20 protein-coding genes are annotated in these 15751 nt (G+C 26.2%); 10 read left to right on the top strand and 10 right to left on the bottom strand.

The window, feature by feature from the left end:
• Positions 1–108: 108 nt before the first annotated feature.
• The 5 genes from AC0B4N_RS04235 to rplS all read left to right on the top strand — a co-directional run bounded on the left by AC0B4N_RS04235 (position 109) and on the right by rplS (position 2820).
• Complete coding sequence (locus tag AC0B4N_RS04235; protein WP_465102586.1) at positions 109–1233, top strand: DNA polymerase III subunit beta; 1125 nt, start codon at positions 109–111, stop codon at positions 1231–1233.
• Positions 1233–1439 carry an RNA-binding S4 domain-containing protein gene (locus AC0B4N_RS04230; protein WP_465101092.1) on the top strand — a complete coding sequence of 69 codons (207 nt, stop codon included), beginning with the start codon at positions 1233–1235 and terminating at the stop codon, positions 1437–1439. Before AC0B4N_RS04235 ends, AC0B4N_RS04230 begins: the two co-directional genes overlap by 1 nt.
• A 120-nt stretch (positions 1440–1559) precedes the next feature.
• On the top strand, positions 1560–1787 hold the full coding sequence (rpsP, locus tag AC0B4N_RS04225) for a 30S ribosomal protein S16 (protein ID WP_465102585.1): 228 nt from the start codon (positions 1560–1562) through the stop codon (positions 1785–1787).
• Positions 1788–1796: 9 nt separating this feature from the next.
• Positions 1797–2480: a tRNA (guanosine(37)-N1)-methyltransferase TrmD gene (gene trmD, locus AC0B4N_RS04220; RefSeq protein ID WP_465102584.1), complete on the top strand. Its 684-nt coding sequence runs from the start codon at positions 1797–1799 to the stop codon at positions 2478–2480.
• A complete protein-coding gene (gene rplS, locus AC0B4N_RS04215) occupies positions 2470–2820 on the top strand; it encodes a 50S ribosomal protein L19 (protein ID WP_465102583.1) in 351 nt (116 codons plus the stop codon). Before trmD ends, rplS begins: the two co-directional genes overlap by 11 nt.
• Before the next feature lie 58 nt (positions 2821–2878).
• On the opposite strand, the gene ligA is transcribed toward rplS, so the two are convergent.
• The 5 genes from ligA to AC0B4N_RS04190 form a co-directional block, all read right to left on the bottom strand.
• Positions 2879–4861: an NAD-dependent DNA ligase LigA gene (ligA, locus tag AC0B4N_RS04210; RefSeq protein WP_465102582.1), complete on the bottom strand. Its 1983-nt coding sequence runs from the start codon at positions 4859–4861 to the stop codon at positions 2879–2881.
• A gap of 65 nt (positions 4862–4926) precedes the next feature.
• Positions 4927–5862 carry a tRNA (adenosine(37)-N6)-threonylcarbamoyltransferase complex transferase subunit TsaD gene (gene tsaD / locus AC0B4N_RS04205; protein ID WP_465102581.1) on the bottom strand — a complete coding sequence of 312 codons (936 nt, stop codon included), beginning with the start codon at positions 5860–5862 and terminating at the stop codon, positions 4927–4929.
• Positions 5862–6425 (bottom strand): tRNA (adenosine(37)-N6)-threonylcarbamoyltransferase complex dimerization subunit type 1 TsaB, encoded by a 564-nt coding sequence (locus AC0B4N_RS04200; protein ID WP_465102580.1) that lies wholly within the window; start codon positions 6423–6425, stop codon positions 5862–5864. The genes tsaD and AC0B4N_RS04200 overlap by 1 nt, the downstream gene beginning before the upstream one ends.
• Entirely contained in the window at positions 6425–6814 is a 390-nt protein-coding gene (tsaE, locus tag AC0B4N_RS04195; RefSeq protein ID WP_465102579.1) for a tRNA (adenosine(37)-N6)-threonylcarbamoyltransferase complex ATPase subunit type 1 TsaE, read from the bottom strand. Before tsaE ends, AC0B4N_RS04200 begins: the two co-directional genes overlap by 1 nt.
• Complete coding sequence (locus AC0B4N_RS04190; RefSeq protein WP_465102578.1) at positions 6801–7670, bottom strand: DegV family protein; 870 nt, start codon at positions 7668–7670, stop codon at positions 6801–6803. The genes tsaE and AC0B4N_RS04190 overlap by 14 nt, the downstream gene beginning before the upstream one ends.
• Before the next feature lie 36 nt (positions 7671–7706).
• Here AC0B4N_RS04190 and tapR point away from each other — a divergent pair, with 36 nt between their 5' ends.
• Positions 7707–8291 (top strand): TyrS-associated PheT N-terminal domain-related protein TapR, encoded by a 585-nt coding sequence (gene tapR, locus AC0B4N_RS04185; protein ID WP_465102577.1) that lies wholly within the window; start codon positions 7707–7709, stop codon positions 8289–8291.
• Positions 8281–9513 (top strand): tyrosine--tRNA ligase, encoded by a 1233-nt coding sequence (gene tyrS / locus AC0B4N_RS04180; RefSeq protein ID WP_465102576.1) that lies wholly within the window; start codon positions 8281–8283, stop codon positions 9511–9513. Before tapR ends, tyrS begins: the two co-directional genes overlap by 11 nt.
• Before the next feature lie 59 nt (positions 9514–9572).
• Here the strand turns inward: tyrS and AC0B4N_RS04175 are convergent, their stop codons facing one another.
• The 4 genes from AC0B4N_RS04175 to def are packed head-to-tail and all read right to left on the bottom strand — an operon-like array spanning position 9573 to position 12764.
• On the bottom strand, positions 9573–10145 hold the full coding sequence (locus AC0B4N_RS04175) for a DJ-1/PfpI family protein (RefSeq protein ID WP_465102575.1): 573 nt from the start codon (positions 10143–10145) through the stop codon (positions 9573–9575).
• Entirely contained in the window at positions 10145–11011 is an 867-nt protein-coding gene (locus tag AC0B4N_RS04170; protein WP_465102574.1) for an MSC_0882 family membrane protein, read from the bottom strand. The genes AC0B4N_RS04175 and AC0B4N_RS04170 overlap by 1 nt, the downstream gene beginning before the upstream one ends.
• 13 nt (positions 11012–11024) lie before the next feature.
• Positions 11025–12188, bottom strand: a complete 1164-nt coding sequence (locus tag AC0B4N_RS04165; RefSeq protein ID WP_465102573.1) for a hypothetical protein — start codon at positions 12186–12188, stop codon at positions 11025–11027.
• A gap of 12 nt (positions 12189–12200) precedes the next feature.
• A complete protein-coding gene (def, locus tag AC0B4N_RS04160) occupies positions 12201–12764 on the bottom strand; it encodes a peptide deformylase (RefSeq protein ID WP_465102572.1) in 564 nt (187 codons plus the stop codon).
• Positions 12765–12816: 52 nt separating this feature from the next.
• On the opposite strand from def, the gene plsY reads away from it, so the two are divergent.
• The 3 genes from plsY to frr all read left to right on the top strand — a co-directional run bounded on the left by plsY (position 12817) and on the right by frr (position 14877).
• Complete coding sequence (gene plsY / locus AC0B4N_RS04155; protein ID WP_465102571.1) at positions 12817–13539, top strand: glycerol-3-phosphate 1-O-acyltransferase PlsY; 723 nt, start codon at positions 12817–12819, stop codon at positions 13537–13539.
• A gap of 67 nt (positions 13540–13606) precedes the next feature.
• Positions 13607–14326 carry a UMP kinase gene (gene pyrH, locus AC0B4N_RS04150; RefSeq protein ID WP_465101108.1) on the top strand — a complete coding sequence of 240 codons (720 nt, stop codon included), beginning with the start codon at positions 13607–13609 and terminating at the stop codon, positions 14324–14326.
• Complete coding sequence (gene frr, locus AC0B4N_RS04145; protein WP_465102570.1) at positions 14326–14877, top strand: ribosome recycling factor; 552 nt, start codon at positions 14326–14328, stop codon at positions 14875–14877. Before pyrH ends, frr begins: the two co-directional genes overlap by 1 nt.
• Before the next feature lie 81 nt (positions 14878–14958).
• Here the strand turns inward: frr and AC0B4N_RS04140 are convergent.
• A partial coding sequence (locus AC0B4N_RS04140; protein ID WP_465102569.1) for a hypothetical protein occupies positions 14959–15751 on the bottom strand: 793 nt, incomplete at its 5' end.

Below are 15751 nucleotides of genomic sequence, written 5' to 3'. Positions count from 1 at the left end.
ATTTTGCAAAAAAGTGTTTTTTTTACAAAATAAATATGTATTTTTGATATTTTTTTGTATTTAACCCAAAAAGCACAAAATATAATAATATTAATATTGGAGGTTAAAATGAAATTCACAATTTCAAAAAAATTAATAGAAGATACAATAGATTTTTTATCAGCGTACGTAGAACCTTTAGATACATTTTTGCCATTTAGAGGTATTTTAATTGAACTTTATTTTGACAAATTAATTTTTACAGCCGGGAATACAAATATAGCTGCTCAAAAAACAATTAAAATAGACGAAAAAAATTTAAAAGTAGAAACAACCGGAAAACTATTGATAAATGCAACTATTTTAAAAAACTTAATAAAAAAATTCGAAAAAAATATTACATTCTTTAAATCAGAAAATAATTTAGAGGTTTTTGAAAATAATACGCACTATACTTTGGTATTCTTGAATGAAAAACTATACCCTGATTTTGATTTTTCATTAGTTGAATCTACTTACAAAATAAACTCAAATGATTTATTAACAACAATAAACAATGTTTATATATCATCTAATTTAAACCAAGAAAAAGGAAATAACATAACATCAAACCCTACCACAAAAGTTATAAACATTCAATCGGAAAATACAAAACTAAGAATTACTGCTTCAGATAGTTTCAGGTTGTCGACCCATTTATTAGAAATTAACAAAGAATCAAATTTAAACATAAATGTTGATTCCAAAAACTTCAAAAAGTTATACCACAAAGAAATGCCTACAAATATAACTTTATTTATAAATAAAAATAAAATTGGAATTATTTATAATAATACTAAAATTTTCACACACCTTGTGAATTTAAAATACCATGATATTGAAAAATTAATAAGATTTTCCAATACAAAAAATATAAAAATCAAAAAAGAAGAATTATTAAAAATAATAAACAAAACTGTGTTTTATAATGCTGAAAAAACAAAAAGACTTGAATTTTCTGTTTCCACTGAAAAAATAAAAACTAGCTTTGAAGTTGCTGAAATAGGAATTTCACAACATTCAACAACTAATTTTGAATATAATGGAAGATCATTTGACATAGATATTGACTGACATTATATAAAGGATGCTCTTGGAGCATTTAACGAGGAATATATATATTTATGTGTAACAAATGACGAAAAAAGAGTATATATAGTTGGTGATAAAAACAACGGAAACATACAATTAATCACCCCTATTAGGAGGTATTAATGAAAATCCCTATTACAAAAGAATTTATAAAAATCGGGCAATTACTAAAATATACAAAACTAATAGACACAGGAGGCCAAGCTAAATTCTTTTTGGAAGATAATGAAGTAACAATAAACGGAGAAAAGGTTATTTCAAAAAACACAAAAGCAAGGGCCGGCGATATAATATGAATAAATAATACAAAAATACTCGAAGTAGAGTAAAAAAGGCAAATAATTTTTTTGCTTTTTTTTATTAAAATTTTAAATAAATCTTAGCATTTATGTGTATAATATGTAAACAAACTGTAAAGCAGTTTTACTTGACAAGGAGGATTATCACTAATGGTAAAAATTAGATTAAAAAGAATGGGAAGTAAATTCAGACCAGTTTACAAAATCGTAGCAGCTGATGCAAGAGCTCCCAGAGACGGTAAAATTATCGAAGCACTTGGGCATTACAATCCAAAAACAAAAGAACTTGTTCTAAACAATGAATTAGTTACAAAATGACTTTCTTTAGGTGCAAAACCAACTGATACAGTTGCTAGTTTACTAAAAAAACAAAAATAATATTTTGCTATGAAAATTAATTTCTTAACAATATTCCCAAATTACATAAAACCACTTAGCGAAGAAAGCGTTATAAATAAAGCTATACAAAAAAACTTAATCCAAATCGAAACTATAGATTTTAGAAACTTTTCTAAAAATAAACATAGAAAAGTTGATGATGAAATTTACGGCGGGGGGCACGGCCTTTTACTGCAAATAGAACCAATTGATTTAGCACTAGATAGTTTAAAAAACCGCGGTGGTTACAAAGTTTTAGTAACTCCACAAGGAAAGGTTTTTAATCAACAAATTGCAAATGATTTATCTCTAAAAGAAGAAATAACGTTTATTTGCGGTCGTTACGAGGGTTTTGATGAAAGAATTACAGATTTAGTTGATATAGAATTATCTATTGGTGATTATGTATTAACTGGTGGTGAATTACCTGCTATGGTAATGGCTGATTCAATCTTAAGGCTTTTGCCAGGTGTTATTAAAGAAGAATCCTATATAAATGATTCATTTCAAAACGAAGGATTATTAGATTATCCACAATACACAAGGCCAAGAGACTATAAAGGAATGAAAGTTCCAGAAGTATTATTCAGTGGGAATCACAAAGAAATTAATTTATGAAAAAAAGAAGCACAAATATTAAAAACAAAGAAGAATCGACCAGATATTATCGAAAGGATTAATAATGAGAAATAATTTCTTAGAACTAGTAGAAAAGTCACAATTACGTACTGATCTACCTGTATTCAAAACAGGAGATAACGTTAAAGTTCATGTTCGTATTCGCGAAGGAGAAAAAGAACGTATTCAAATTTTTGAAGGTTTAGTAATTTCTAAAAAAGAATCAGGAACTAGAGAAAGTTTTACCGTAAGAAAAATTTCTTACGGTGTTGGTATTGAAAGAACATTTCCTACTAATTCACCTTTAATAGCTCATATTGAAGTTGTTCGTTCAAACAAAGTTCGCAGAAAAAGATTGTACTATATGAGAGACCGTAAAGGTAAGAGTGCTCGTTTAAAAGAAATAAAAAGATAATTTTCCACGAAATAAACAGTTTAAAGAAAAAATATTTGCTAATTTAAGCAAATATTTTTTATTTTATTAAATCTAAGAACTCATTTTCATTAATTATTTTTATATTTAATTCTTTTGTTTTTTTAAATTTAGAACTATTTATATCTAAATCATTTGTTATAAGATACGAAAGGTCTTTAGAAATTGAATTTGAATATTTTCCTCCATTATCTATAATTAATTTTTCATAGTAACTTCTGGGGTTTGATAATTTTCCTGTTATAGCAAAAGATAAGTCTGATAATTTCTTTGTTTGTTTATCGTCTGCTTTATTATAAGTAAAAATTTTATCAAGGTTTAGCAGTAATTCTTTGTGATCTGTGCGATATTTTTCTATTTCTTCTAAAATTGATTGCCCAATTGTGTCAATTAATTGAAATTCATTTAAATCTATATCTATTAATTCTTGAAAATTATTTATTTTAGAACTTAAAAGTTGAGCCACTCGTAAACCAACATGTTTAATTCCTAAACCATATAAAACTTTATAAAATGGTGTTTTTTGTTTGCTTTCATTAATAGCATTTATTATTTTGTCTATTTTGGTTTCTTTAAACCCTTCATAGGTCAAAATTACACTTCTGTAATTATATAAATTAAATAAATCAATAAAACTATTTAGAATACCTTTTTCAAAGAAAATATCAATTATTTTATCACCGAGAGTTTGAATATCTAAAGCATGTTTGCTAACAAAATGAATTAATTGTTTTTTTTGCTTTTCTTTGCACAAATAGTTTAAACAAAACTGATCAACCAAATTATTTAAATTAATTAATTGTGAATTACAAGAAGGACAATTATTTATACCTTTATAGTAATCTTTGACATTTTTTGCTTTTACACCAATAATCTTAGGTATTATTTCGCCTGATTTTATTATACTTACTTCATCACCTATATTTATATTCATATTTTTAATAAAATCTAAATTATGTAATGTAGCTCTTTTTACTATTGTTTTTAATAAATTAATTGGTTCTATATCCGCAACATAGCTTATTTTTCCAGTGCGTCCAACTGCAGGAATTATATTTTTTATAATTGAATGCTTCACTTCTGTTTCAAATTTGTATGCTATTGCATGTTTTGGGAATTTAGAGGTTTGGCCATAACTATCTCAAAGATCAATTTGATTAACTTTTAAAACAAAACCATCGCATTCAAATTCTAAATTATCTTTTAAGTTTTGGAATTCTAATATAGAATCCCAAGCTTCGTCAAAATTACCTGCTTCTTTAACATATTGATTAGTTTTAAAACCTAGATTTTTTAACTTTTTTATTACTTGTGTTTGTAACTTTAAATTTAATTTATCACAATCAACCACATCATAAATAATTGATGCAAGATTCCTTTCTTTGATGTTACTATTGTTAATTTGTTGAATTGAACCAGAAGCAGCATTACGGGGGTTAGCAAATAATTTTTCATTATTTTTTAATCTTAGGTTGTTTAATCTTTCAAATTCACTTTTTGGTAGGTAGATCTCGCCCCTTACTTCTAAATCATCAGCAAAATTAATTTTTTTAGGAATGTCACTAATTTCTTTAACGTTATTTGTGACATCACTACCGACTAGACCAGTTCCTCGAGTAACTGCTTTAACTAGGTTACCACCTTTATAATGCAAAGCAATTGAAATACCATCAACTTTTGGCTCTAAACTATATGAAATATTTTGATTTTTGTTTTTAGTTGTATTTTCTATAAATTTTAAAATATCTTCTTTTGAGTGAGCTTTATTTAAAGATAACATTGGTTTATTATGTACAAACTCATTAAATTTATTTAATGAGTTTCCGCCCACTTTTTGTGTTGGAGAGTCAGGTTGGATATATTGGGGATATTGCTTTTCAAGAGTTTGTAATTTGATTAACTCTAAATCATATTTAGCATCAGAAATTCTTGGATCTGATAAGTTATAATATTCGTTATTTCATTTGTTAATATTTTTAGTTAATTCTATAATTTTTTTTAAAATATCATTTTTTGAATTCATAAAACTATTTTACCATACATATAAGTTTCATAAAAAATAGACACATTTATTTATTGAAAATGTGTCTATTTTTTAGTTTTAAGTATTTTTAAATAAGCAGTTTGTGCTATCATTGCACCATTATCTGTTGCATATTTTAAATTTGGCATAATTGTATTAGGATGTAATTTGCTAAATTGTGACCTTAAATATTTGTTAGCACTAACTCCCCCGCCTAACATTAAAGTTTTTATTGGGTATTTTTGTAGTGCTTTAACTGTTTTTTGTATTAAATACTCAATTGCTGTTTGTTGAAAACTTGCTGCTATTTTTTCTTTATTTATAATTTCGTTGCGCATTTGACATTGATTAATAAAATTAAGCACTTGTGTTTTTAATCCACTAAATGAAAAATCAAATTCATCTTGTGTTTTTGGTTTTGAAAAACTAATATATTCACCATTATAAGATTGGTGTATTTTGTCAATGATTGGGCCGCCAGGAAATCCTAAATTTAATTTATTTGCAACTTTATCAAAAGCTTCCCCGACAGCATCATCTAAGGTTTCCCCAATGATATTAATATCATCAATATCATTGGCATATAATATTTGAGTATGCCCACCAGAAACTAATAAACAAAGAGCAGGAAACGTAACTTTATGGTCAATTGTTGCTGAAAGAAAATGGCCATCTAAATGGTTTATTGGTATGATTCGTTTGTTTAAGCTTATTGATAATGCACTTGCAAATAAATATCCAACTTGTAAAGAACCAATTAAGCCGGGTTCTTTGGTATATGCAATATAGTCTACAGTATTTAAATCATATTTATTTTGAATAAGTTTTTGGATAATTGAAATATTTTTAATATGTTCTCGAGAAGCTAATTCAGGAATAGTTCCTCCAAATTCTTTAAATATATTAATTTGTGAGATAGTCCACATATCTAATATTTTTCCGTCTTCTAATATTGCTAAAGATGTATCATCGTGAGATGTTTCAATACCTAATATTCTCATTATTTTTTATTACCTATTTGTGGTTTTTTTATGTAATATGGATTTATATTTAATAAATCCGACTCTTCTTGAAAAATTGTCATAGAATTAGAAAACTCATTAATGAATTTATTATAATCAACTTTATTAATGAGTTGATTATCTTTTGGTATAATCTCAATATTATCTATATAATTTTCTTTACTAAAATTTGCTTTATTTAAATAAAATACTTTGTCACCTTGCGCATCTAAAAACATTTCATTTAAATTTGGATTAATAAAATTTAGAATTTTAAAGGTAGATGTAGTAAAGATTTTTTGGCCATGAATTAATGCGACTGTTCTTAAAAAAATCAAGGAAATACGAATTCCAGTAAAAAAACCAGGACCTAAATTTAAATAAAAACTCTTTATATCATAAGTATTTAGTGAGTTTCTTTTTAAAATAAGTTCAAAATTTTCAACTAATAAATTAACTTTTTTAGGGACATCTTTAATATAAATGTGATCAATTATTTTTATATTATTGTTAAATAAAATTATTAAAAAATCACTTGTTGCAGTATCTAAATATAAATTCATTATTTAGCCTCAATTTGATATGTGTGAGATCCGCCATGGTTGAATATTGCATTAACCATAACATATTCTTTAAATTTTAAATCATGTAAATTTGATCATTCTATTGCAACGATATTATTTTCAAAATAATCCTCGAATTCTTCAATATCACCTTTAAAGTTGTATAAATCAATATGAATTAAGCCGGTGTACATTTTCATATAATTAAACGAAGGTGAATTAATTTTTTCTTTTATACCTAGATGTTTTGCTAAATATTTTACGAATGTAGTTTTACCCGACCCTAAGTCACCATTTAACAATAAATATTTTTTTTGTTGAATTATAGGTAGTCAAAAAGAAACAACTTTATCAAGTTGTGTCTCATCAGTTAAATTATAAATTTTCATTATTAAAGTATTTTTCTAGTGTTGTTTTGATTTTGGTGCCTTTAATAACCACAATTGCTTCAGGACCTGTATGAATTGAGATAACGTTTGGAATCGGAATTATATTAGTTTTTATATTGTATTTTTCATCCAAATAATTTAGTAAATAATTTGCTTCTTCTGTTTTTTCTCCTAATAAAATCACCTCGTCATCATTGTTGAATGTTTCCATTTTTTCATCTATGGCATTTTGTAATGATCTTAAGAAGAGGCGTCCTTTGCCTTGTTTTTTTAATATACCATCACTAAATCTAATTAGTGGCACAATTTTAAGTAATTTTGCCAAAGTTGCCACTGGTTTTGATAGCCTACCACCTTTTACTAAATAATCATTATACTTAGGGACAAGTGTAATATCTAATTCATAATCATTCCATATGCTAGCATTTTTTATAGAATTATCAAGGCCTAATTTATCAAGATAACTTAAAAACTTATTAATTCTAAATAAAATTGTTTGTGCAACGTCTACTGATTTAACTATGTGCACGTTTGGATATTTTTCTGAAACAATTTTAAGAAAACTATATTGACTTGATAAATTCTCTGAGATTGGAAAAACAACCACATGTTTATATTCATTTACTAAAGACTTAATTAAGTTTTCAGAATATCCTATTGGCGTAGCAGATGTTTTTACTCCTTTAGTTTTTAAGTTGAATTTATCAAAAAATGTTTTAGTATTTAAATCAATACCATCATTATAAACAACATCATTCATTTCGATCTGAAGTGGCAAAAAATAGAATCCAAGTTTTTCTGCTTGATGTTTATCTAGGCCACAAGCTGAATCGACAACTATTGCTATATCTTTCATAAAATCTATTATATAAAATTTGTTATAATTTTAAACATGATTATTATTAATAATATAAACAAACATTTTGAAAATAACTCAATAATTTTTATTGATTCTAGATTGGTTTATACAAAAAGAATTATTGTTGATGATTTAGTTTTCAATATAGATAAAAACAACAATGTTAAAAGCATAAATGTGTTAAATAATTTAAAATATAACATTAAAAATGATAAATTTTATACTACTAAATTAAGCGAGTTAGTGGCGATTAATAAGATAGCATTAGAAAATAATTTAATTATTAATGACAAACCTCAATTTGTTTATGTTAAAGTTATTAAACGTGTAGTTCACCCTAAATCTGAAAAACTTTTTGTGTTGACTGTAAGTGATTCTAAAAAGGAGTTTCAAATTGTTACAAATACCCTTGACTCCCTTGAAGGTTGTGTTTTGGTTTGTGCTTTGCCAGGTTCTACCACATATCCAGGGTTAAACGTTTCACCTGGAAAGGTAATGGATGTTGAAAGTAATGGTATGCTAGCAGGGTACCAAACTTTATCAATTAATAAGCAAGGATTGATTTTTGGAGATATTGAAGATATTGGGAAGGAATTTATTATAAAACATGATAATTAATGAATTAAAAAATAGAGGAATTCTAAAAGATGTAACTAATTTGGATAAATTTAAAAATATCGAAAAAGATGCTTATGTGTATGCTGGGTTTGATCCAACTGCACAAAGCCTTCATTTAGGAAATTATATTCAAATCGCAACAATGTTACGTTTAAAACAAGCTGGTATTAATGTTTTAGCTGTTGTAGGTGGAGCAACCGGAATGATTGGTGACCCCACCTTTCGTTCGAAAGAAAGGGTTTTATTAGACCAAGATAGTATTAATCAAAATAAATCATTTATTGTAAAACAATTGCAAAAATTCGGTTTAGAAGTTTTTGATAATTTAGAATTATATAAAAACATGAATGTTTTTGATTTTTTAAGAGATGTAGGTTCATCAATTAATATCACTTATATGCTAGCTAAAGATTCGATCGCAACAAGGTTAGAAAATGGATTAAGTTTTACTGAATTTAGTTATACATTAATACAAGGATGGGATTTTTATAAACTTTATGTCGATAAAAATGTTCATGGTCAATTTGGTGGATCTGATCAATGGGGAAATATCACTACAGGGCTTGAGATTATATCTCGTAAAGAAGGTATTGACCATAAGGCTTTTGCTTTTACATGTAATTTGCTTACAGATGCAAGTGGTAATAAATTTGGTAAATCCACAGGTGGTGGTAGCTTATGGCTAGATCCTGAAATGACCAAACCATATGATATGTACCAATTTTTATTAAACCAGCCAGACTCAGAAATTGAAAAGTTATTAAAATGATTAACCTTCATACCATTAAATAAAATTGAAGATATTTTACAACAACACACAGAAAATCCAAAGTTACGAATAGCTCAAAAAACTCTGGCATTTGAAGTTATTAAAGATGTTCACAATATTGAAGACGCAACAAAATGTAAAACACTTTCTGAAATTTTATTTAATAAAGACTTAGATTTAAATAGCATAACAACACATCAAATATCTTTATTAAAAAAAGATTTAAATTGTTTATCTATTAAAGAAAATACTAATTTAGTAGAAGAATTAATAAAATTTAATGTTCTTAAATCAAAAAGAGAAGCAAGGGAGTTTATTACTAATAACTCTCTTAAAGTAAATTTAATTCCTATTTCTGAAGAGTTTTTAATGTATAGCAATTTTTGAGATAATAAGTATTCATTACTACATGTTGGAAAAAAGAAAATTTATTTATTAGAAATTTTTAAATAAAAATAAATATATAAAAAGTTAACATAAAACTATGTTAACTTTTTTTGTTCATATGTTTTTTATAAAACAATTTCTGATGCATTTGGCTTACCCGCATAAATTTTATATGTTTCTAAAGCAACTTCGTATCCAAATAATTTAATTAGTGCAATGAATGCTAATCGAGCTGATGCATATGGTGAATTTCCAGTTGTAAATTTATGTTCATTATAATTTGTCAAGGAATCAATTCAATTTTGTTTTCTTAATTCTTTGCTTCAATCTGAAGGATATGAAGCAAAGGCATTATTTTTAATTATATTTGCTTCTTTTAAGACGTTTGGAGCATCACAAATAGCTATAATAGGTTTTCCTAATTCGTGGTGTTTACGAATTAAATTTAGCGATACAACATTTTTTCTTAAAGTTTGTGCACCAGGCCCTCCAGGAACAAATATAACATCATAATCTTCTATATTAATATTGTTACAAATGTTATTTATATGTGCAAGATTATCTTTTCCATGTGCTTCCTTAAGATTTGGATTATAAAAGTCAATTTGAGTGAATTTTTGTGATGTTTTAAAGATAGTTAAAGGGGTAACTAATTCTACATCTTTAAATTTATCTTCGATGATTACTAATAATTTCATTATTTTTTTCTCCTTACTATACCACGATAAACTAAATAAATTACTAAAACAAATGGTAATAAAATAGTTAAAACAAAAATTATAACGTATGATTTAATTCAAATTTTATTTTCTTGGATTTTTTGTTCATATACTACATTTTGTAATTGCACTGCTGCTTCATTTGAATTAAAGTTATTTATTATATCATCAGCTCTTTTTTTGTCATAAAACAAACTAAAAATATAAAATGCAAGAGCACTAATCATAATTGACAAATTTATTATTAACAGTAAATTTGTATTTTTAAATCATTGATTAAATACTTGTTTAAAATTAAGGATAAAGTGTATATTAAAGCTAGTATTTTCTTGTGGCGAAAATGGGCTACCGATTTCAATAATTTGATCTTTTAATGAAAAAATTAAGATATTAAACAATCCAAAATATGTGAAAAAGAAGATTATTAACCAAGTTATACGAAGCCTTTTTAAAATTAGTGAACGGTATAATTCTGCAAAAACAGGACTTGAAGAAATATCATTGCTTGAAAAATTGTCTTTGTACTTCTTGTTGATTTTTTTTCATTGCAAGATTTTAATTGTATTTTTGGTTATATAGAATAACGAAATAAATCCAGGAATCGAAATAAGGATGTAAAGACCAATTCCGAGCGATTCTGTGTTTAAATGTGTTAGGGCATTATAACCAATTCCAATTAAACAAACTGTTAAAACAGATAATCAAAATAATAGTGATACAATCCTTGTTTTTGTCTCGTTTTTTATTATTTTAAAGGTTGTTGGATTGAAGTCTTTCTTTATATGAGGATTTTTAATCGTTTGTTCATTGTTTATGGGTAAATCTTGTTGTTTTGGTTTAAACATATGTATTTAAATATTAATCTTGATCTTCATCTTTATTACTTGATGAATTTTGTGGTTTTTTGCTTTTAGCTTTATCTTTTAAAAACTTAATAAAGATATCTAACGATTTACCAACATCAGCTTTTTTTCTTAAACTTTCGCTTTCTATTATTTCATCTAGTTTTTCAACTAAATTCTTTTGAGTTTTATCTTCTAAATTAGCAGCAACATTTTTAATAATGTAAATTTTATCATCAAGTTTAGAATCTAGTGTTTTAGCTTCGTTGTATAATTTATCTATATTTTTAGTTAAATAATCAGTTAAGATTTCCCTTTTTTTCTCGTCTGAATTAGCTGTAAGATAATCAGGTCTTTCTGCAGACATTCTAGAAATTGCTTTATCAATAATGTCTTCTAAATTCTTTTCAATTTTTAATTCTTTTGATTTTTCCTGCAAGACAGGAATCACAATATCGAAGATACGATCATTATTAATAACTTTTGAAATTTCACTAAGTGCTTTATCAACCCTTTCCTTTTCTTCTTTGCTTAGTGTTGAATAGTTTTTACTTCAAAGTGTTGAGTCTGATAAGCCTTCAACTACTTTTTGAAAATCATCTACTTTTGAGAATAATGAAGCAAATGATTCTCCTTTCCCTCCAGTCATTATTTTTACTCCAATATTTGATACTGTGTTTGTTGAACTGTCTTCATTTTTTGAAGAAACAAGCATAACATTAGCCATTAATAAACCAGCTGGTATTGTTGAAATGGCATTAGTTATACCAAAAGAAACTCTCTTTAATCATTTATGTTTTGCTGTTTTTCTTTTGCGTCTAAATTTAGGGATGAAGTGTAAAATATTGTTAACTACAAAAAATAAACTTCTTGCAGAGAGATAGATAATGATTGATAGTAAAGAAACTAGCAATGGAATCACTCCTTTTAATGATCTTATATCACTATCCTGCGAATTATTAATATAACTTGATAAAGCTCCGTATATAATAATTGATGTTACAATTGTTATTACAATTGCGGAAATTTTAAATATAGTTCACTTAAAACCATATAAAAAGCCAAATCCAAAACTTATTAACAATGCTGCTATAAATATAAGTAAAACATATGTTGTTGAGTTTTGGTTATTAAATAACTCTGATAATTTTATTAATAAATTTTTTAATGTTTCTGACATTTTTTCCTTTCTTTACAAATATTTTGCCTTTGTTTGTTTTTTTCATGGATTTTTTTGATTTATTCTGTCGATAAATAATTTACCATTTAAATGATCTAATTCGTGTTGAAATACTATTGCTAAATAATCAGTAACTTCATATCTCATATGTTTATTTTCTAAATAACTAAAAGCATCAACAATAATTCTTTTGCTGCGGTGTACATAACCTTCTTGATTTGGGTGTTCTTCAGGAACACTCAAACAACCTTCGCCATCACTTAAAGCAACCAAAGATTTGCTTTGAAATATAATTTTTGGATTAAAAAGTACATCTTTGAATATAATATTGTTTTGTGAATCAGTTAAATAAATATAAAAGACATTTTTTAAAATTCCATATTGTACGGCTGCAACACCAACACCAGGGCGAAATTCAGATTCGCCACTTTGTGACGTATCGATATGATAAATCATTTGTTTAGCAAGCTCAATATTTTCATTAGATAATGGTAATGTTACATCTAATGATCGCTTACGCAGAACATTTTCAGGCAATTCTACAATTTTTATATTATATTTTTCTTTATTTTGCATCTTAAAATAAATTATATAATATTTTAGGTTAAAATTTTAAAGGAGTTTAAAAATGCAAATATTTCTAACCATGTTACTTAATTTAACATTCTTCTTATTTGGGTATTTATTGGGTTCTTTAAATACTTCAATTTTATTTGGGAAACTCACTAAAAAGCCAGATTTAAGATTGTATTATTCAAAAAATGCTGGTGCTACAAATTCTCTTAGAGTTTATGGCAAAAAATCAGCTATTATTATTTTGTTAATAGATATCTTTAAAACATTCATTGTTGTCTTATTATGTCGTTTAGTTAGCCAATTAGTAAATGATGCAATAACTGAAGAATTTATACGTAAAACTAAAGACGTAAGTTTATTATATTCAAAACTATATTTAATTCCTCTTTTAGGCGGAATTGGTGTTTTACTTGGTAATGTATATCCGGTATTTTATAAATTTAAAGGTGGCAAAGGTGTTGCTGGCTCAGTTGGTTTATTAATTTCAATTAACATTGTTTTATTACCAATTGCAGCAATTTTCTTCTTTGGCCTTATGTTTTGAAAAAGATATGTTTCATTAGCTAGTGTGTTAACATCTTTAGTTATGATTGTTTTTATAGCAATTCCTTGAGTTAATTCAGGGCCATTATCATGAGTTTCTGGCGTTGAGTATAACACAAATATCATTACTATATGTTTTTATATCTTTAATGCTGGAATTGTTATTTTTGCTCATAAAGCAAATATTCAAAGACTGCTTAAACAGCAAGAAAGAAAATTTGGGCAAAATTAAAATAATTTATATTTTTTTATAAAATATTATAGATTAAATATAAAATTTAATTATCTTTAGGAAGATTATGAAACAATACAAACGGATTTTAATTAAACTTTCTGGTGAAGGTTTTGCAAATAAAGAAAAACATTTAGCTATTGATAACGAATTAGTTAAGAAAATAGCTTTACAATTAAAAGAAATAGTAAATAAAGGCATCCAGGTATCAATTGTAATTGGTGGTGGCAATTTTTGAAGAGGAGCTTCTGCGGAAAAAAACGGGATCCCGCGTAATAGAGCAGACTATATTGGAATGTTAGCAACTATTATGAATGGTTTAGCTCTTCGTAGTGGCTTTGAACTTGTGGGTTTGAAATCAAGAGTTCAAAGCTCATTAAGTTTAGATCCTAAGATAGCCGAAAACTATGTAAATGAAAAAACAATTAAATATTTAAAAGATGGGGAAGTTGTAATTTTTGTTGGGGGAACCGGTAGACCATTTTTTACAACCGATACAGCTTCAACTCTTTATGCGGCTGAAATAGGTGCCGAAGTTATTTTAATGGGGAAAAATGGAACTGATGGAGTTTATGATAGTGATCCTAAAAAAAACCCAAGTGCAAAACGTTATGACAAAATAACTTATGACCAAATTTTGGAAAATAAATTACAAGTTATGGACCTAACAGCCACTAGTATGGCACGCGATAACAATATTGACTTAATAATTTTTAACTTATTAGAAGATAACTCAATTTTAAGAGTACTTGATTCATCTATTAAACATACAGAGGTAACAAAATAATGGAACTTGATTTATATATATTAGACTTTGAAGATACTGCAGAAAAACCAATTAGTCATTTAAGATTTGAAATGTCTAAGATTTCAACAGGGCGAGCAAATCCACAAATAATTAAGGGTATAAAGATTAATTATTATGATACTTTAACACCACTTGAGGAATTATCTCACATTAGTGTTCCTGAACCACAACAACTGCTAATTAAACCTTACGACCAAACAACTACTAAAGATATTTATAAAGCCTTAGAAAAAGCTAATTTAGGGGTTATGCCTATTGATGAAGGGCACCAAGTACGTTTAAATTTTCCAACTTTAACAACAGAACGTAGGAAAGAACTAATTAAAAGCCTTGGCAAAATTTCTGAAGCAGCTAAAGTTGGAGTTCGTAATGCTCGCCAAAATATAAATAAAAATATTAAATCAGACGGAGAGTTATCCGAAGATCAACAAAAGCAATACTTAGATAAAATTCAAAAATTAGTTGATGAGTATATCGAAAAAATCAATTTGTTAACAAAAGAAAAAGAATCAGAATTAATGAATAAGTAACATATAAAATTATTAGATAAGTAAAGCAACATTCGGCTAATTTATCCGAACGTTGCTTTGTTTTTTTGGCAAAAATTATTGTTAATTTATTCCGTTATAAATCTCTTTCTTTTTACGATAATTTATAATATTATAAACTGATAAGATGGGAACAATCAAATCAATTATATACATAATTTTTATATGTTTAGTTGATGTTTTTAATAACATGATATTTGCAATATAACGAGGTGCAAAATAGCCTATATAAATAAAACATCCAAGAAATAACCAAAAACCTAATATTGTATTGATGTCTAAACCACCAATAAAATTAATTCTTTTAATTGCTAAAGTGAGTGCAGAAGCAAAAGAGAGTATGGCGGAAGTATGCCAAATAAACTTAATTATTGTTTCTTTATTTAATGTATTATATAGATATCCTATATTTTGTTTTTCTTTAACTTTTTGTTTTTTTATATCTTTTTCTAAATCCAAAATGTTATATCAACCCTTAAAATAAATAAAAACAACAAAAAATATAAAGCCACCCTTCTTCCATTGTTTGCCTTCCTTTTGTAGTATTTCATTATATATTTCAGCAGAATATAAAGAAATAAAAGATGTAGGATATGCTATTATACTAAACCCAATTAGTGGACTTAAAATAACTACCAACACAATGTACACAATATAATTTGTAAAGTCTTTAAATGCATTATTAATTATTTGTGAAATACTAGGAAATAAATAATAAAGTGTAACTATCATTCCTATTAAAACACCAATGCTAAATAAATCCCTAAACAAGTTAACAATCTTCCACTTGATAATTAATTGTCTAGTTGTGAAGCTGTGTTGTTTATGATAAGACTTTGCAATTATTTTAATTACT

It is taken from the genome of Mycoplasma sp. 13536, assembly GCF_055523495.1.
This window is presented reverse-complemented; position numbering and strand designations above follow the sequence as displayed.